This is a genomic window from Methylobacterium sp. JK268, assembly GCF_054052225.1.
On record NZ_JBSVZN010000006.1, the window covers coordinates 112732 to 129151 of the forward strand.

Annotated in this window: 16 protein-coding genes; all 16 read right to left on the bottom strand. The window is 76.2% G+C overall.

What is annotated here, in order from left to right; all coding sequences use genetic code 11:
- Positions 1 to 4: 4 nt before the first annotated feature.
- The gene (locus ACW9J6_RS08285; protein WP_457115981.1) at positions 5 to 2446 is read right to left on the bottom strand and encodes a PAS domain S-box protein; all 2442 of its coding nucleotides are present in this window, start codon (positions 2444 to 2446) and stop codon (positions 5 to 7) included.
- Between the two features lie 43 nt (positions 2447 to 2489).
- A complete protein-coding gene (locus ACW9J6_RS08290; protein ID WP_457115982.1) occupies positions 2490 to 3131 on the bottom strand; it encodes a chemotaxis protein CheX in 642 nt (213 codons plus the stop codon).
- Positions 3128 to 3511 (bottom strand): response regulator transcription factor, encoded by a 384-nt coding sequence (locus tag ACW9J6_RS08295; RefSeq protein WP_457115983.1) that lies wholly within the window; start codon positions 3509 to 3511, stop codon positions 3128 to 3130. The genes ACW9J6_RS08290 and ACW9J6_RS08295 overlap by 4 nt, the downstream gene beginning before the upstream one ends.
- Before the next feature lie 116 nt (positions 3512 to 3627).
- Complete coding sequence (locus tag ACW9J6_RS08300; protein WP_457115984.1) at positions 3628 to 3873, bottom strand: hypothetical protein; 246 nt, start codon at positions 3871 to 3873, stop codon at positions 3628 to 3630.
- On the bottom strand, positions 3870 to 6131 hold the full coding sequence (locus tag ACW9J6_RS08305; protein WP_457115985.1) for a chemotaxis protein CheA: 2262 nt from the start codon (positions 6129 to 6131) through the stop codon (positions 3870 to 3872). Before ACW9J6_RS08305 ends, ACW9J6_RS08300 begins: the two co-directional genes overlap by 4 nt.
- Positions 6128 to 6520: a response regulator gene (locus ACW9J6_RS08310; RefSeq protein WP_457115986.1), complete on the bottom strand. Its 393-nt coding sequence runs from the start codon at positions 6518 to 6520 to the stop codon at positions 6128 to 6130. The genes ACW9J6_RS08305 and ACW9J6_RS08310 overlap by 4 nt, the downstream gene beginning before the upstream one ends.
- On the bottom strand, positions 6513 to 7376 hold the full coding sequence (locus tag ACW9J6_RS08315) for a CheR family methyltransferase (protein WP_457115987.1): 864 nt from the start codon (positions 7374 to 7376) through the stop codon (positions 6513 to 6515). The genes ACW9J6_RS08310 and ACW9J6_RS08315 overlap by 8 nt, the downstream gene beginning before the upstream one ends.
- Positions 7373 to 7963 carry a HEAT repeat domain-containing protein gene (locus ACW9J6_RS08320; protein WP_457115988.1) on the bottom strand — a complete coding sequence of 197 codons (591 nt, stop codon included), beginning with the start codon at positions 7961 to 7963 and terminating at the stop codon, positions 7373 to 7375. The genes ACW9J6_RS08315 and ACW9J6_RS08320 overlap by 4 nt, the downstream gene beginning before the upstream one ends.
- A 13-nt stretch (positions 7964 to 7976) precedes the next feature.
- Positions 7977 to 9059: a chemotaxis-specific protein-glutamate methyltransferase CheB gene (gene cheB / locus ACW9J6_RS08325; RefSeq protein WP_457115989.1), complete on the bottom strand. Its 1083-nt coding sequence runs from the start codon at positions 9057 to 9059 to the stop codon at positions 7977 to 7979.
- Entirely contained in the window at positions 9056 to 10321 is a 1266-nt protein-coding gene (locus ACW9J6_RS08330) for a chemotaxis protein CheW (RefSeq protein ID WP_457115990.1), read from the bottom strand. Before ACW9J6_RS08330 ends, cheB begins: the two co-directional genes overlap by 4 nt.
- Complete coding sequence (locus ACW9J6_RS08335; RefSeq protein ID WP_457115991.1) at positions 10314 to 12248, bottom strand: methyl-accepting chemotaxis protein; 1935 nt, start codon at positions 12246 to 12248, stop codon at positions 10314 to 10316. Before ACW9J6_RS08335 ends, ACW9J6_RS08330 begins: the two co-directional genes overlap by 8 nt.
- Positions 12249 to 12373: 125 nt before the next feature.
- Complete coding sequence (locus ACW9J6_RS08340; RefSeq protein WP_457115992.1) at positions 12374 to 13348, bottom strand: SDR family oxidoreductase; 975 nt, start codon at positions 13346 to 13348, stop codon at positions 12374 to 12376.
- Between the two features lie 76 nt (positions 13349 to 13424).
- Positions 13425 to 14180 carry a 2-dehydro-3-deoxy-D-gluconate 5-dehydrogenase KduD gene (kduD, locus tag ACW9J6_RS08345; protein WP_457115993.1) on the bottom strand — a complete coding sequence of 252 codons (756 nt, stop codon included), beginning with the start codon at positions 14178 to 14180 and terminating at the stop codon, positions 13425 to 13427.
- A gap of 11 nt (positions 14181 to 14191) precedes the next feature.
- Positions 14192 to 15028 (bottom strand): 5-dehydro-4-deoxy-D-glucuronate isomerase, encoded by an 837-nt coding sequence (kduI, locus tag ACW9J6_RS08350; protein WP_457115994.1) that lies wholly within the window; start codon positions 15026 to 15028, stop codon positions 14192 to 14194.
- A complete protein-coding gene (locus ACW9J6_RS08355; protein WP_457115995.1) occupies positions 15025 to 15792 on the bottom strand; it encodes a GntR family transcriptional regulator in 768 nt (255 codons plus the stop codon). Before ACW9J6_RS08355 ends, kduI begins: the two co-directional genes overlap by 4 nt.
- A gap of 126 nt (positions 15793 to 15918) precedes the next feature.
- Positions 15919 to 16419, bottom strand: a complete 501-nt coding sequence (locus tag ACW9J6_RS08360; RefSeq protein ID WP_457115996.1) for a BLUF domain-containing protein — start codon at positions 16417 to 16419, stop codon at positions 15919 to 15921.
- Position 16420 lies beyond the last annotated feature (1 nt).

Sequence of the window (16420 nt, forward strand, 5' to 3'; positions counted from 1 at the left end):
GGCCCTACCCCTCGAAGATCGCCCGGATCTTGGTCGCCAGCGCCTCGACCGCGAAGGGCTTGGTGATCATCTGCATGCCGGGCGCGATCTGGCCGTTGCCGAAGGCGGCGTTCTCGGCGTAGCCGGTCATGAACAGCACCCGCAGGGTCGGGCGGGCGAGCCGCGCCTGGTCGGCGAGCTGGCGGCCGTTGAGGCCGGGCAGCCCGACATCGGTGATCAGGAGGTCGACATGGACCTCCGATTGCAGCAGGCGCAGGCCCGCCGGGCCGTCCGGCGCCTCGAGCGTCCGGTAGCCGAGTTCCTGCAGCACCTCGATCACCAGGGCACGGACGGTGGCGTCGTCCTCCACCACCAGCACGGCCTCGCCCCGCTCAGCCCGCGGCGCCTCCCCGCGCGGCGCCGCCGCCGCCTCGACCGGGCCGCGGTAGCGCGGCAGGTAGAGCCGCACGGTGGTGCCCTGGCCGGGCTCCGAGTAGATCTTGACGTTACCCTCGGACTGCTTGGCGAAGCCGTAGATCATCGAGAGGCCGAGGCCCGTGCCCTGGCCGAGGGGCTTGGTGGTGAAGAACGGGTCGAAGGCCCGCGCGATCACGTCGGGCGGCATGCCGGTGCCGGTGTCGCTGACCCCGATGCAGACGTACTGGCCGGCCCGGACGCCGACCTCGCGGGACGCGTAGGCGTCGTCCAGATAGGCGTTCGCCGTCTCGATGGTGAGCCGGCCCCCGGTCGGCATCGCGTCGCGGGCATTGATGGCGAGGTTGAGGACCGCGTTCTCCAGCTGGTTGGGGTCGCACAGGGTCAGCCAGAGGCCGCCCCCCACCACGACCTCCAGGCGGATCTGCTCGCCCAGCGTGCGGCGCAGCAGCTCGTCCATGGAATTGACCAGCCGGTTCACGTCGACGGGCCGCGCCTCCAGGGGCTGGCGGCGTGAGAAGGCGAGCAGCCGGTGGGTCAGCGCCGCGGCGCGCTGCGCCGAGGTCATGGCGAGGCCCGCGTAGCGCGACAGGTTCTCGATCCGCCCCTCCGCGATGCGGGTCTGCATCAGGTCGAGGGAGCCGACGATGCCCGTGAGGAGGTTGTTGAAGTCGTGGGCGATGCCGCCGGTGAGCTGGCCCACCGCCTCCATCTTCTGCGCCTGGCGCAGCTGCTCCTCGGCCTGCTCGCGCTCGGCGATGGCTTCGCGCACCCGCGCCTCCAGGGTCTCGTTGAGGTCGCGCAGCGCGACCTCTGTCCCCTTGGTCTCGGTCACGTCGTAGATGACGCCGACGTGGCGCAGGTTCGCGGTCTCGGTGTCGCGGCTCGCCTCGCCCCGCCGGGCGAGCCAGCGGGTCTCGCCCGTATCGGCGCGCCGCACGCGCATCTCGGCGGGGGGCAGTTCGCCGACCTCGCGCAGCCCGGGATCGAGGAGCGGGGAATCGTCCTCGACCACCAGGGCGTTGACGGCGCTCACCGCGAGCGTCTCGGCCGGCATGAGGCCCAGCAGGCTGCAGAATTGCGGCGAGACCGCCACCGTGGCGAAGCCCGGCACGTACTCGAAGGCGCCGACCCGCCCGGCCGTCTGGGCGATCCGCAGCCGCTCCTCGACGCGCTTCTGGTCGGTGATGTCGACGAGGACGCCGCTGAAGCGGACGGGCGCCTCGTCCGGACCGTAGTGGCAGCGCCCGCGGCCATGGACCCAGCGCACCGCGCCGTCGGGCGTGCGCAGGCGGTACTCCTTGTCGAACACCTCGGCGCCGTTGAGCATGCCGGTCACCGCGAGCCGGATGCGGGTGCGGTCGAGGGGGTGGATGCTCGCGAAGAAGCCCGCGGTCGGGATGCCCGCCGGATCGACCGGGAGCGGGATCCCGGTGAGCAGGGCGAAGCGCTCGTCGACGTGGAGCCGGCGGTTCTCGATGTCCCAGTCGAAGGTGCCGGCGATGCCCGCCGAGGACAGAGTCACGGCGAGGTGGCGCTGCACCTCCGCGAGGCGGCTCTCCAGGGTGGAGAGGCGGTCCTGGGCGCTCCGGGCCGAGTGGGCGAGGGTGGCGTCGATCTGCGAGGAGAAGTAATTGATGAGCACGCCCGCCGCGTCGAAGACCGGGCAGACGTAGAGCTCGTTCCAGAACGGGGTGCCGTCTCGGCGGTAGTTCAGGACCGAGGCGCGCACGTCCCGCACCTCGCGCACCGCGGTGCGGATGCGGTCGACCGTCTCCGGGTCGGTTTCGGGACCCTGGAGGAAGCGGCAATTGCGCCCGACGAGGTCCCGCGCCGCGTAGCCGGTCAGGGCCTCGAAGGCGGCGTTCACGAAGACGATCGGGTTGTCCGGGAGGCGCGGATCGGTGATCAGCATCGGCTGACGCGTCCGCTCCAGGGCCGTGATGAAGGGGCCGGCATGGCGGCGCAGGGCCGCGACCGCCTCGGCGAGCGGGTTTCGTCCGCCGGCCGCGCCCTCGGTCTCCTGGCTCATGATCGGACCCGGGCTCCGGCCCGAGGCGCAGCGCAGGCGTGCATCAGCCCCCCGTCTCGCCGATCGCGCGGGCGATGAAATCGTCGATCAGCACGCGCAGATTCTCGAGCGAGGGCAGATCCATCAGCATGGCGATGTAGCCGCGGATGTCGCGCTCGCGCACCGAGAAGTTGATGTAGAGGAACAGCACCAGCGCGCCGTCCTCGGCCTCGCCGCCGGGCCGGAAGATCGCATCGCCGCCGCCGCGCATCACCGCGGGCAGCGACATGGTCAGCGTGCGCTGAAGCATGTTCGCCATGGTGGCGAGGCAGCCGTTGAGGATGATGTTGCCGGTCTCGCTCAGCGCCTCGTCCTCCAGCGCCGCGGCCTCCTCGGCCGAGAGGTCGTCGCCCGTGACCGCCCGGACCAGCTCGCGCCCGGTCTCCTGGGGGAAGATCAGCAGGGCGCGGCCCGAGAACGCCCCCTCGAAGCTCTGGTGGACGACGACGAGGTCCGACGCCTCGCGCTCGGCGACGAGCCGGGCCGCGTCGCGCCGGGCGACGATCTCGATCGCCGGCACCGAGAGCAGCACCTGCACGCCGATCATCTTGCGCAGGCTGGCGGCGGCCCGGCTGACCCCGATATTGACGAGTTCCGTGAACGCGTCCTGCTGCAGCGGGGTGAGTTCGACGGCGGCCGGGCTCACGGTCCGCCCCTGCGCAGGCGCAAGGCGGCACCCGAGACGAAGCCCGCCAGGGTCTCCTCGGTCAGGGGCTTGGCCAGGAAGGTGGCGCCGACCTCGCGGGCCCGCGCGACGATCTCGTCCTGGATGTTGGCGGAGATCACCGCGATCGGCATCCCGGGGCTCCTCGCCCGCAGGTCCGCCGCCAGGTCGAGGCCGTCCCGGCCCGGCATGTTGAAGTCGAGGAGCGCGACGTCGACCGGTCCCGCGTCGAGGCGGGTGAGCGCCTCCTCGGCGTTCCCGGCCTCGGCGAGCGTCCAATCCGGGCGGAGCTGGCGCAGGAGCTTCGCCACGACCAGGCGGGCGAGCTTGCTGTCGTCGACGATGAGCGCGGTCACGGGCATGCGGGGAATCACGGGTCCTGCGGGGCGGACAAGCCTGCCGGGGGTATATGCGCCCCCGCCCGCCGAGGTGAAGCCGCAATCGAGACCCGCGATGGACATCGTCCCGGACTGTTAACTCACGTGAACGCGTCGGGATCGAGCCAGCGCGCGACGAAAGGATCGCCGCAGGGTCCACGCAGGGGCGGACGCAGCCGGAGGATCACCTGGAGGATGGCGGTGTGCAGCCGCGTGCAGGCGCGCCAGTCGACCCTCGCGCCCGGATTCGCCAGGAGGTGGGCGGCGAGGCTCTCGGCCTCCTCCACCGGGCAGACGCCTTCGAGGAGGATCAGGCCGGGATCCTCCGGGTCCGGGCGCATGCTCATCGGCCGTCCTCCTCGTGCCCGACGGCCGCCGCCACGAGGCCGGGCGGATCGAGGACCACGAGCACGCGACCGTCGCCGAGCAGCGTCGTGCCGGCCACCCCGGGCGTCGCCGCGAGCCCCGCGAGCGGACGGGTGAGGGCGTCGAGGCGCTCGCCGAATCGGTCGACCTCGACCGCGATGGTCTCGGGCCCGGATCGCAGCACGACGAGGAGCGCCTCCCCGGAGGGCGCCGCGGGCGCCGGCGCCAGACCGAGGAGGTCGGCGAGGCGCAGGATCGGCACGGTCCGCCCGCGCAGCAGCGCGGCGGCGCCCGGGCCCAGGTCCCGGATGCGCTCGCGCGGCAGGCGGGCGGCCTCGACCACGGCGTCGAGGGGCAGGCCGTACTCCTCGTCGCCGATGCCGACCCGCATGATCCGGGTGAGCGCGATCCGCTGCGGCAGCAGGAGGCGGATCACGGTGCCGCGGCCGACCGCGCTCTCGATCTCCACCCGGCCGGAGAGGCGCGCGACGGAGGCCCGCACCGCGTCCATGCCGACGCCGCGGCCCGAGAGATCGCTCACCCGCTCCGCCGTCGAGAAGCCGGGCGCGAAGACGAGGTCGATGACCTCCGCGTCGCGCATCGCCGCGAGGGTCCCGGGCGGGTGAAGCCCGAGGGCGGCCGCCCGTTCGCGGATCCGCTCCGGGTAGATGCCCCGCCCGTCGTCCGAGACGGTGACGGCGAGGGTCTCGCCGACGATCTGCGCCCGCAGGCCGATGTGCCCGGCCTCCGGCTTGCCGGCCCGGCGCCGCGCCTCCGGCGGCTCCAGCCCGTGATCGACGGCGTTGCGCAGGACGTGGAGCAGGGGCTCGAACAGGGCGTCGACGAGGGCGCGGTCGGCGCCGACCGCGCCGCCCTCGCTCTCCAGGACGACCTCCTTGCCGAGCCCGCGGGCGATCTCGCGCAGGGGGCGGGCGAAGCGGCGGAAGAGCGGGGCGAGGGGCACGAGGCGCAGGGCCGCGAGGCCGCGATGCAGGTCGCCGGAGAGCCGGCCGATCCGCGCCTCGGCCTCGCGCAGGGCGGGGGCGAGGGCGGCGGCCGCCTCCCCGGCCTCGGCCCGTGCGGCGAGGTGCGCGAGCCCGTTGCGCGCGGCCACGAGGTCGCCCGCCAGGGCCACCAGCCCGTCGATCCGGGCCGCCTCCACCCGCAGCGGACGGCCCACCTCGGCAGCCTCAGCCTCCGCGGCCTCCTGCCCGCCCGCGAGGTCGGGCTGATACTGCGGCCCGGAGGGCGCGTCCGGCGCGTCGAGCAGCGCCGCCAGGCGGCCGGCGAGGGCCTCACCGCCCTCGGTGGCGGCGAACCGGCAGGCCCGCGCGGCGGCCTCCCGCCCGGCCGCCCGCAGGGCGTTGGCGGCGGTCGCGGCGGCGGCCTCGCGCGTGCCGGCCCCGGCCTCCCCGGGGTCGGCCGCGGCGAGGCGGAGCTGCTCGCGCAGGATCGCGGCCGTGAGGTCGGGCGGGGGAGGGGCGGCGGGCGCGACGAGGGCGACCGCCGTGACCTGATCGCGCACGAGGCGGATCACCGCGTCGATCTCCGGCCGCGGCGCCGCGCTGAGGAGCGCGATGGCGAGGGTGCAGGCGAAGGGATCCTGGTCCGCGGGCCAGGGACCCGCGGGCGCCACCGTGACCGCGAGCAGCCCCGGCACGCCGCGCACGAGGCCGAGCGGGTCGTCGCCCGAGAAGAAGCAATCCTCCCGCGGCCGGTAGAGGAGGGCGACGAGCGGCGAGCCGGGCGCGACCGGCTCCGCCCGCGCGAGGAGCGCCTCCGCCCAGGGCGGCACGGGGCCGTCCGGGATTTCGGCCGGGCCCAGCGCTGAGGGTGCCCGCGGCGCGAGGCCCCCCCGGAAGCGGGCGGCGATCCGGTCGGCCTCCTGTGCGGCCCCCGGCGGCAGCGCGCCGCCCGCCGCGATGGCATCCGTGAAGCGCGACGCCGCGTCGAGGGCTTCGAGGGCGAGGTCGGCGAGGTCGTCCCCGCTCCCGGCCCGCCCGTCCCGCGCCGCGGCGAGCCCGTCCTCGGCCGCGTGCAGCAGGGCGAGGAAGGGCGGGAAGTCGAACAGGCCGACCGATCCCTTGAGCGTGTGGAAGGCGCGGAAGACCCTGTCGAGCCTCGCGCCGTCCCCGGGCGCCGCGGCGAGCGCCACGAGATCCTCGGCGGCGCCGTCGATCAGCTCGCGCGCCTCGGCCAGGAACGGCTCCAGGAGGTCGTCGACGGGCCGGCCGGTCACGGGCGCCGCCCGCTCAGGGCGAGGACGTGGGCGGCGAGCACGTCGGCGGCGATCGGCTTCACGAGGTAGAAGTTGGCCCCCGCCGCGCGCGCCGCCTCCCGGTCGCCCGGACCGGCCTCGGTGCTGGTGACCAGGACGGGCAGCCCGCGCAGAGGCGCCTCCCGGCGGCGCAGGGCGCGCAGGAAGGTGAGGCCGTCCATCTTCGGCATGTTCACGTCCACGACCAGCAGGTCGTAGGGATCCACGAGCAGCCGCTCCAGGGCCTCGATGCCGTTGATCGCCTCCTCCACCCGGAACCCCGCCGCCTCCAGCACGTCGCGGTAGTAGCGCCGCACGAGGCCCGCGTCGTCCACGACGAGGATGCGGGGCGGGGGAGCGGCCTCAGCCATGCGCGTCCTCCTGCGGCCGCCGGTAGACGATCGCGTCCGCATAGCGGCAGACGTGGAACAGCGGCGAGATCCGGCTCATCGACTCGGTGTGGCCCAGGCACAGGAACCCGCCGGGTTCGAGGGCCCCGTAGAGGTGGTCGGCGGCGCATCGACGGGAGACGTCGTCGAAGTAGATCAGCACGTTGCGGCAGAACACGACGTCGAACCGGCCCTCCGCCGCCATGGCGTGCCGGTCCGTGAGGTTGCAGGCCGAGAACCGCACCGAGTCGCGCATCTCCGGGATGAGCCGCCAGCGCGGGGCGGGCGGCCCGGCCTCCTGCTCGAAGTAGCGGGCGACGAGGTCGGGCGGCAGCCGCATCAGCGCCCGCTCCCCGTAGAGGCCCGCGGCGGCGGCGGCGAGCACCGCCGTGTCGATGTCCGAGCCGACGATCTCGACCTCGTAGCGGTCGACCGCGGGCCAGTGCTCCAGCAGCCAGATCGCGATCGAGTAGGGCTCCTCGCCGGTCGCGCAGGGCATCGACCAGATCCGGATCGTCGCGCCGGGCGGCTTCGCCGCGGTCACGCGGTCCATCAGCGAGGCCGTGAGGCAGCGCAGCTGGTACTCCTCGCGGAAGAAGTAGGTCTCGTTGACGGTGAGCGCGTTGATCAGGTGCTCGACCTCGCCGCCCGTCCCGGCCCGCAGGCGGTCGAGATAGACGAAGAAATCCGGGGTCCCGGCGGCCCGCATCCGCTCCTCCACGCGCCGCTCGACGAAGCTCCGCCGCGCCTCCGTGAAGCGCAGGCCCGTGCGCCGGTACACGAACTCGCAGAAGCGCGCGAAGTCGGCCGCCGACAGGACGGGGGCGGGCTCGGTCACGGCGCCTCGGCGAGGCGGGCGAGGACGAGGTCGATCGCCCCCGGCAGGAAGGGCTCGGCGGCGAAGCGCGCGCGGGCCGCGCGCAGGGCCGGGATCGCGGCCGGGGTGCCGGTCTCGGCCAGCACCTCGATCGCCGCGCCGCAGACATTCGGGTGCGGCTCGGCGGCGAGGAGCCGGACCAGCAGGGCGGTGGCGGTCCCGGGCGGCTGCGTCCGGGCGATCCCGGCCGCGAGCAGGCGCAGGTCCGGGTCGGGATCCGCGAGCAGGGCGGGAAGCAGGGGCCGCACGGAATCGGGCATCTCCTGGAGCGCCTCGACGCAGGCGTTGCGCAAAGCCGCATCCGCCGCGCCGAGATGGCGCGCGAGCGCCGCGGCGCCCGGCTCCCCGCAGGCGATGAGGGCGGCGAGCAGCGCCTCGCGCACCCGGGGCACGGTCTCGCGGCCGAGCGCGGCCCCCAGGGCCTCCGCGGCCGCCGGATCGCCGGACGAAGCCCGGGCGGCGGCGAGCCGGCCCTCGGGCGCGGGGGCCGCGAGATCGGCGGGGCCGGGCGGGGATTCGCCCGGCGGGTCGCGGCGCACGAGGGGCATCAGGTCACCGGACTCATGAGGTCACGAGCGCGAGGAGTTCGGCGGCGATCGCGTCGAGGGGTGCGACCCGGCTCGCCCCGCCCGCCCGCACCAGCTCGCCGGGCATGCCCCAGACCACGGCCGTCTCCTCGGCTTCCGCGATGGTCCGCCCGCCCCCGGCCCGCAGCGTCGCCATGGCCCGGGCGCCGTCGCGTCCCATCCCGGTCATCAGGATACCCACCAGCCGCGCGGCGTCGAGATGGGCGAGCGCGCTGTCGACGAGGCGGTCGACGCTCGGATGCCAGGGATGGTCGGGATGGGCGGGGGCCGGCGCCGCCACGAGGCCGGCGGGCCGGAGCGCCACGACGAGATCGGTGTCGCCGCGCCCGACATAGACCCGGCCGGGGAGGAGGGGTGCCGGCCGCGCCACCTCCTCCACCGGCAGGGCGCAGACCCCGTCGAGGCGGCGCGCCAGCGGCCCCGTGAAGGCCCGCGGCATGTGCTGGGCGATCAGGATCGGCCAGGGGAAGCCGGCCGGCAGCCCGGAGAGGAGCGCGTCGAGGGCGCTCGGTCCTCCGGTCGAGCAGCCGACGAGGACGAGGCCCGGCGGCGTCCCGCCCGGCGCGGGGGCCGGATCCGGCGCGCCGGGGCCGCGCAGCGGGGCACCGGGCAGCGCGGCGTAGCGGGCGCGCATCCGGGCGGCGAGCCGCCGCGCCGGCGACAGCCGCACCTGGGCGGCCGCCCGCACCTTCTGCACCAGGACCGGCGCCAGGGCGTCGCGGGTGAGCGAGGCGACGCCCTCGGGCTTGGCGACCACGTCGACCGCCCCGCGGGCGAGCGCGTCGAGGCTGATCTCGGCGCCCTCCGCCGTGAGGGCGGAGAGCATCACCACCGGGCAGGGCCGCTCCAGCATGATCCGGTCCAGGCAGGCGAGCCCGTCGACGCCCGGCATCGTCACGTCGAGGGTGATCACGTCGGGCCGGAAGCGGTCGAGGGCGTCGAGGGCCTCCGCGCAGTCGCGGGCGGCCGCGACCTCGACGTCGCCCTCGGCCGCGAAGATCCCGGAGATCACCTTCCGCATCAGCGCGGAATCGTCCACGACGAGGAGCCGGATCATCCCGCATCCTCCCGGCGCGAGGGTGCGGGAGGCCGCGCCCGGGCGAGGCCGAAGCGCAAAGACGCCGGGTCGAGGAGGTCCGGCGCGGGGCCGCCGTCGCGGGACGCTGCCCGCAGGCCGAGCACGGAATCGACCACGAGCCCGACCGGGTCCGCGCCGTCGAGGACGAGGAGCCGCCGGTCCGGCGCCGCCGGACCCGGCGGATGGCCGAGGCCGGCGCGCAGGTCGTAGACCGGCAGCGCCTCCCCGCGCAGGGCAACGAGGCCGAGGCAGGCGGCGGGCGCGCCGGGCAGGCGGGTCGCGGCGGCGGGCGCCCGCAGCACCTCGCTCACGGCGGCGGCGGGCAGGCCGTAATCCCGCCCGGCGATCCGGACGACGAGGATCGGCGCTTCGCGCGGTGCCAGGGCCGGCCCGGGTGCGGGCTCCTCCCGGCCGCCCGCCTCCGCGGCGAGGCGGTCCGCGGCGAGGACCGGCAGCAGGTCGCCGTCGTCGAGCCGCGCCACCGCCGCGACGGCGCCCGCGCTCCGCCGCAGGGCCCGCGGCAAGGGATCGACGGCCTCCCGCGCGAGGCGCAGCACCGGCCCGACCGCGGCGGCGACGAGGCCGACGGGTCCCGCCGCCCCGCGCAGGATGGCGACGCGGTGCGACGGGCCGGTCGGGGCCGCGTCCGCGCCGAGGATGGCGTCGAGCGAGAGGAGCGGCAGCGCCCCGCCGCGCCACGCCATGCGGCCGAGAGCGGCGGCGTGCGGGCCCGGTGCGGGGCGAAAATCGGGCGGCAGGGCCGCGATCTCCTCCACGGCGTCGAGGGGCACCGCGCAGGGCCGGCCGGCGCCCCGCAGGCGCAGCAGGGCGGTGATGGCGGCCGCCTCGCGGGCGGCAGGGCGGTCGGCGATTCGCGGCGCTCCCGGCGGGGGCCGGCGCGGCGGGGCCATGCCCGCGAGGAGCCGCGTGAGGTCGAGGGTCTCGGCCCCGTCGGTCCCGGAGGCGAGGCCGAGGACGCGCCCGACCAGGAGCCCCACGGTCTCGCCGGCCCGCGCGACGACGAGCCGCCCGGAGGGGCAGGGGCGGCGGCCGAGCAGCCGGGCGAGGTCGAGGACGGGCAGCGCCGCGCCGCGGTGGTTGGCGAGCCCCGCCAGCGCCTCCGGCCGGCCCGGCAGCCGAGTGACGGGTCCCGGCCGCACGACCTCCCGGACGAGCCCGGCCGGCAGGGCGAAGCGGTCCTCCCCGAGGGCGAGATGCAGGAAGCGCCCGCCCTCAGCCACGCGCGCCCCGCAGGAGGTCGGAGAGGGCGGCGATCTCCTCCACGGCGGCGGCGAGATCCTCGGCCCCCCGCGCCTGCTCCCGCGCGGCCATCGCCGCCTCGGCGGCAGCGCGGTCGGCCTGCTCGGCCGCCGCGGCGATGCGCTCGGCCCCCCGCGACGTCTCGCGGGCAGCGGCCAGGATCGCGCCGGCGCCCTCGGCGATCGCCGCGTTGGCCCCCTCCATCTCCCGCACGTCCTCCGCTACGGCCGCGAGCGTGTCCATCAGCGCGCGGCTGCGCAGCACCTCGGCCTCGGCGGCGGCGGCGACCTGCTCCAGGGCGCGCCGGACCGCCGCCGCGCCGTCCTGGATCGCCCGCACGGTGCCGCGGATCCGCTCGGCCCGGCCCGCGGCCTCGCGGGCGAGGGCGCGGATGTCGCCCGAGACCACCGCGAAGCCGTCCCCGCCCGTGCCCGCCCGGGCCGCCTCGATGGCGCCGGTCACCGCCAGCATGCCGATCTGCGCCGCCACCAGGGCGAGCCCGTCGACGATGGTCGCGATGTCCCGGTTGCGGGCTTCGAGGGCGGTCACCCGGTCGAGGCAGGCCCGGGTCCCGTCGAGGCCCCGCGCGGCGCCCTCCGACAGGCCGCCGATCGTCTCGCGGATGGCGCGGATCGCCGCGCCGAGCGTCGCCACGCGTCCGAGGACCGTGGTGGCGGTCTCGCGGGCGCGGTCGGCGCCGCGTTCCACCTCGGCCATGGCGGTGCTCGACTGGCGGGCCGCCGCGCTCTGGACCGCGGTGCCGCGGCTGATCTGGTCGACCGCCGCCAGGATCTCGGTGGCGGCGCCGGAGAGTTCCTGGATCGCCGCCGCCAGGCTCTCGGCCCGGGTCGCGATCTCCTCGGGCGCTGCCGTCCGCTCGCCGCGCCGCCGCAGCGTCTCCGAGAGGCCCGAGAGGTCCCGCGCGGTGCCCTGGCTTCCTTCGAGGGAGAGGCTCTGCTGCGCCACCGCGCCCTGCGCCTGGGCGGCAGCCGTGGCCTGCTCGTCGGCGGCCGCGGCGATCTGCTCGGCCCCCGCCCGGGCCTCCCGGACCATGGTGTCGGCCTCGATGGCCGTGGCGAGGATCGCCTGGCTGCCGTCCGCCACCACGCCGAGCCCGACCCGCGCCTCCTCCAGCGCCGCGGAGACGCGCCCGCCCGCGGCGGCATCCTGCCCCGCGCGGGCGGCGCCCTCCCGGACGGTCGCGCCGATGCCCCGCACCTCGCCGACGATCGCCTCGGCGAGGCCGCCCACGTCGCGGGCATTGCCCTCGGCGGTCTCGGCCAGCGCCCGGACCTCGTCCGCCACGATGGTGAAGCCGCGCCCCTCCGCCCCGGCCCGCACCGCCTCGATGGCGGCGTTGAGGGCGAGCAGGCTCGTCTGCTCGGCCACCGCGCCGACGGCGCCCGTGACCTCGCCGATCGTGGTCGCGCCGCGCTCCAGTTCCTCCACGCTGGCGACGATGCCGGTCTGGCGCGCCGCATTGGCCTCGATCGCCGCGACGGATTGCGCGACCTGGGCGTTCGCCTCGATCAGCAGGGCCTGGAAGGCGCCGGTGCGCTGGCGGGATTCGTCCGCGCGCGCGCGGGCCTCGGCGAGGCGCTCGGCCATGGCGACGACCGCCGCCAGCGATTCCTGCGCGGCGTCCGCGGCGTCGGCGGCGCCGCCCGCGATCTCCGCCATGGCCCGGCGCAGCTCCTCGGCCGCCGCCGAGGCCTCGCCGAGCCCGGCGGCGAGTTCGTGGGTGGCGGCGGCGAGGCGCTCGGCTGCCTTCTCGCGCGCCCCCGCCCGGGGCGCGGCGCGGCGGCGCGGCACTTGGGGCGGGGGCGCGGCGGGGGCGGGTTGCGCGTCGGGCGCGGGATCGGCGGGGGCGGTGCGGGCCGCGAGCTTCGCCTTCTTGACCAACGCCATCCGCTCACCTGCGCCGCACCGGCGGCTCCCGGCCCGGTGTGCCGGAGCGCGTGCGGGGGGGCAAGCCGATTGGGGCCTCGTGCGACGTCCGGTCGATTGCTTTGCGATGCGGAAATCGGCGTTGCTCACCCCCCGCGCGCAGGGCGCGTCGAGGCGAGGATCATCAGGCCCGCCGCGCCCATCACGGCGCCGACCGTGCCGAGCGCGCGGGCCGAGGGCAGGCGCGTCCTCGCGCGCCAGCCGCCGCTCGTCCGCGGCGGCTGGCGGCGGGGCTCACGGACGGTCCCCTGGCTGACCGGTGCCGGCCGCGCCCGGTCGAGGGCGGCGTGGACCGCCAGCCCCATCCGGTGCTCGGTCGGGCCCGGCACCAACCCGTCGGTGGCCTCGGCGAGGCAGCCCCCCGCGACCTCGTCCCGCGGGTGACGGGCGAGCTGCACAATGGTCTCGGCCACGTCCTCCGGCGCGGAGACGAGCGGCCCGGGATCGACGGGCCGGCCCGAGACGTCGGCGCCGTGCTCCAGCCCCGGCGTGTCGACCATGGCGGGGAAGACCGAGCAGACGTGGATGCGGGGATGGCGGCGGAGTTCCCGGCGCAGGCTCGCGGTGAAGCCGCGCAGGCCGAACTTGCCCGCCGGGGAGGCGGCCGCGAAGGGCGCGGGCGCCCAGCCCCCGATCGAGATGGTCGTGATCAGCGTGCCGTGGCCCTGGCGCAGGAAGACGGGCAGGGCCGCGGAGGCGCCGTGGACCCCGTCGAGGAGGTTGACCGCGATGGTGCGGCGGTGGAGGTCGAGGGGCACGTCCTGGAACGGTCCGAACACTCCGGTCCCGGCGTTGTTGATCCAGACGTCGAGGCGCCCGTAGGCGTCCATCGCCGCCCGGGCGAGGGCCTCGACGGCGTCCGGATCCGTCACGTCGGTCGGCACCGCGAGTGCCTCGCCGCCGAGGCTGCGGCACTCCCGCGCCACCTCATCCAGCGCCTCGCGGCGGCGGCTCGCCAGGGCGAGGCGGGCGCCCCTGCGCGCGAAGGCGAGGGACGCCGCGCGGCCGATGCCGCTCGACGCGCCGGTGATCACAACGCTGGCGCGGCGCAGGTCGGTCATGGGGCCTCCGGGGGCGACGGGCCGTGCCGACGCAACCCCCGCCCGGGGCCGATGTTCCGGCTCGCCCCGGGGCGCGTCAGCGCGCCAGCCAGCCGCCGTCCACCGGCAGCAGGATGCCGTGCACGTAGGCGGCGGCCGGCGAGGCGAGGAAGACGGCGGCGCCCCCGAGGTCCCGCGGCTCGCCCCAGCGCGCGGCCGGGATGCGCGCCAGGATCTGGCCGTTGCGCTCCGGGTCGGCGCGCAGGGGCGCGGTGTTGTTGGTGGCGAAGTAGCCCGGCGCGATGGCGTTGACGTTGATGCCGAGGGGCGCCCACTCGTTCGCCATCAGCCGGGTGAGGCCGGCAAGCCCGCTCTTCGCCGCCGTGTAGGAGGCGATGCGGATGCCCCCCTGGAAGGACATCATCGAGGCGACGTGGATGATGCGGCCGCCGCCCTCGTCCGCGACCATGCGGCGGGCGAAGCCCTGGGACAGGAAGAACACCGCCTTCAGGTTCACGTCGAGCACCGCGTCCCAGTCGGCCTCCGTGAAGTCGAGGGCGGCGCCGCGGCGGATCGTGCCGGCGTTGTTGACCAGGATGTCGACCCGCCCGCCCTCGCTCGCCTCCGCGACGATGCGCGGCACCGGCTCCAGGCTGGCGAGGTCGGCGGTGATGACCTGGAAGCCCCGGCCCGTCGCCGCCACCGCCTCGCGGGTCTCGCCCATGTCCGAGCGGCCGACCGCCACGATGTCGGCGCCCGCCTGCGCCAAAGCCACCGCGATGCCCTGGCCGAGGCCGGTATTGGCGCCCGTGACGACGGCCTTGCGGCCGGTGAAGTCGAAGGGATTCGTCATGGTGTCCGCCCTCACCGCAGGTCGCCCATGGCGACCATGTCCATGTCCGTGTAGTCCTGGTTGTCGCCGCCCATCGCCCAGATGAAGGCGTAGTGGCTGGTGCCGACCCCCGAATGGATCGACCAGCCGGGCGAGAGCACCGCCTGCCCGTCCGCCACCACGAGGTGGCGGGTCTCCTGCGGCTCGCCCATCAGGTGGAACACGCGCGCCTCGGCCGCGAGGTCGAAGTAGAGGTAGACCTCGGAGCGCCGGTCGTGGGTGTGGCACGGCATGGTGTTCCAGGTGCTGCCGGGTTCGAGCTGGGTGAGGCCCATCACGAGCTGGCAGGAGGCGCAGACCCCCGGCAGGATGTACTGGCGGATCGTGCGCCGGTTGCTGGTGGCCTGGTCGCCGACCTGCATCGTGCGCGCCTCCTCCTGCCGGATCAGCGCGGTCGGGTGCGCCGCGTGGGCCGGGGTGCTGACGAGGTAGAATTTCGCCGGCCGCGCGGGGTCGAGGCTCTCGAACGCCACCTCGCCGGCGCCCATGCCGACGTAGAGGGCGTCCCGCGTCCCGACCTCGTGGGCCTGTCCGCCGACCCGCACGCGGCCGGGGCCCCCGACATTGATCGCGCCGAGCTCCCGCCGCGCCAGGAAGGAATCGGTGCCCACCGCCCGCGGGGTCGGCAGGGCGAGGGGCCCTCCCGCCGGCATGGCGCCGCCCACCACCAGGCGGTCGATGTAGCTGTAGGTCAGCAGCACCTCGCCGGGCGCGAACAGCCGCTCGATCAGGAAGTGGCGGCGCAGCGTCGCGGTGTCGAAGCCGCGCACGGCCTCCGGATGAGGGACCTGCCGGATCTCGATCGTCATGCGTCCTCCGCGGAATCATCCGGCCCGGGCCGGCCGGACATGTCGAAATAGTCGGGGTTGAGGCCGGCGATGCCGCCGAGATCGGCGAGGAGCCCGTCGAGATGCGCGCTCATGGCGGCCCCCGCCGCGGCGGCGTCCCGCGCCCGGATGGCGTCGAGCACTGCCCCGTGCTCCCCCAGCACCCGCGCGAGCCGGCCCGGCTGGGGCAGGGTGAGGCGGCGGAAGCGGTCGACCTGGATTTTCACCTGCCGGGTCAGCCGCCACAGGCCCGGGTAGCCGGCCGCCCGCGCGACGCCCGCGTGGAACGCCTCGTCGTGCTGGTGGAAGGCCTCGCGGTCGGCGGCCTCGCCCGCGTCGCGCAGGGCCGCCATGGTCCCGTCGAGGGCCGCGAGGTGGTCGCTTCCCGCATTCGCGGCGGCGAGACGCGCGCTCGCCTCCTCCAGTGCGCGGCGGATCACGATGCCCTCGGGCAGGTCGCGATAGGGAATGCGGGCCACGAAGGTGCCCGCCTGCGGGAAGATCTCGACCAGCCCCTCGTCGGCGAGGCGCAGCACGGCCTCGTGGACCGGCGTGCGGCTGACGCCGAACCGGGCCGCCACCTCCTTCTCGCGGATCGGGGCGCCGGGCAGGAGGGCGAGGGAGGCGATCTCCGCGTGCAGGGCCTGCCGGATCACCGCGGCGGCCGAGGGGGCCCGGTCCGGCCTTCGCGCCGCGGGCCGGCGATGTCGCGCCTTGCGCATCGTCGCCTTGGACCCGCCCGGCATCCGCCCCGTCCCCTCACCCGTCAGCGCAGGCTGCGCCGGTCGCGAAGGGGCTTCCTGCAGCCGGACCATAAGCTGATATATCAGATCTGCAAGAGGGCCCGTCGTGGCGACGGCGATCGGCTCCCGTCAGCCCGCCGCGCGGGGATGCGCTGCCGCTCTCCCGGCCGCTTCGCCCCCTGACAGGAGCAGCGCGCGCATGAGGTCCACCGTCGCGCGGGCCGAGATGCTGTCCGCGCCGGACTCCTGCAGCACCGCCGCCGAGGGGAGCAGGCCGTCGATCGCCGCCCCGGGCGTCACCCGGGTCATCGACCACGCCCCGAACAGGCGCGTCTCGGCCGGGGTGAGTTCGAGGAGCACCACCCGGCGGTGGCGCAGGTCGCAGCAGATCCGCTCGAAGGTGGCTTCGAGGGCGGGCAGCGGCCCTTCCAGCACCTGCAGGAAGGTGCCGCGCACGTGAAGCAGCGCGCCGGTGAGCCCGGCCGCGGCGTTGCGGGCCTGGGAGGCCGCGACGATGCCGTCGAGGTCCCGGTCGATCAGGGCCTCGCGGCCGGGAAGGGCCGCCTCGCTGCGGTAGAGCAGCCGGTGGAGAGGCGCGGCGTCCCGCAAGGGCAGGGGGCTCGGCATCATG

Coding starts and splice junctions, on each gene's coding strand:
- ACW9J6_RS08335 (WP_457115991.1), bottom strand. CDS start 12,248: ATGGCGTTGGTCAAGAAGGCGAAGCTCGCGGCCCGCACCGCCCCCGCC.
- ACW9J6_RS08310 (WP_457115986.1), bottom strand. CDS start 6,520: ATGGCTGAGGCCGCTCCCCCGCCCCGCATCCTCGTCGTGGACGACGCG.
- ACW9J6_RS08355 (WP_457115995.1), bottom strand. CDS start 15,792: ATGCCGGGCGGGTCCAAGGCGACGATGCGCAAGGCGCGACATCGCCGG.
- kduI (WP_457115994.1), bottom strand. CDS start 15,028: ATGACGATCGAGATCCGGCAGGTCCCTCATCCGGAGGCCGTGCGCGGC.
- ACW9J6_RS08295 (WP_457115983.1), bottom strand. CDS start 3,511: ATGCCCGTGACCGCGCTCATCGTCGACGACAGCAAGCTCGCCCGCCTG.
- cheB (WP_457115989.1), bottom strand. CDS start 9,059: ATGATCCGGCTCCTCGTCGTGGACGATTCCGCGCTGATGCGGAAGGTG.
- ACW9J6_RS08360 (WP_457115996.1), bottom strand. CDS start 16,419: ATGATGCCGAGCCCCCTGCCCTTGCGGGACGCCGCGCCTCTCCACCGG.
- ACW9J6_RS08300 (WP_457115984.1), bottom strand. CDS start 3,873: ATGAGCATGCGCCCGGACCCGGAGGATCCCGGCCTGATCCTCCTCGAA.
- ACW9J6_RS08320 (WP_457115988.1), bottom strand. CDS start 7,963: ATGCCCCTCGTGCGCCGCGACCCGCCGGGCGAATCCCCGCCCGGCCCC.
- ACW9J6_RS08285 (WP_457115981.1), bottom strand. CDS start 2,446: ATGAGCCAGGAGACCGAGGGCGCGGCCGGCGGACGAAACCCGCTCGCC.
- ACW9J6_RS08340 (WP_457115992.1), bottom strand. CDS start 13,348: ATGACCGACCTGCGCCGCGCCAGCGTTGTGATCACCGGCGCGTCGAGC.
- kduD (WP_457115993.1), bottom strand. CDS start 14,180: ATGACGAATCCCTTCGACTTCACCGGCCGCAAGGCCGTCGTCACGGGC.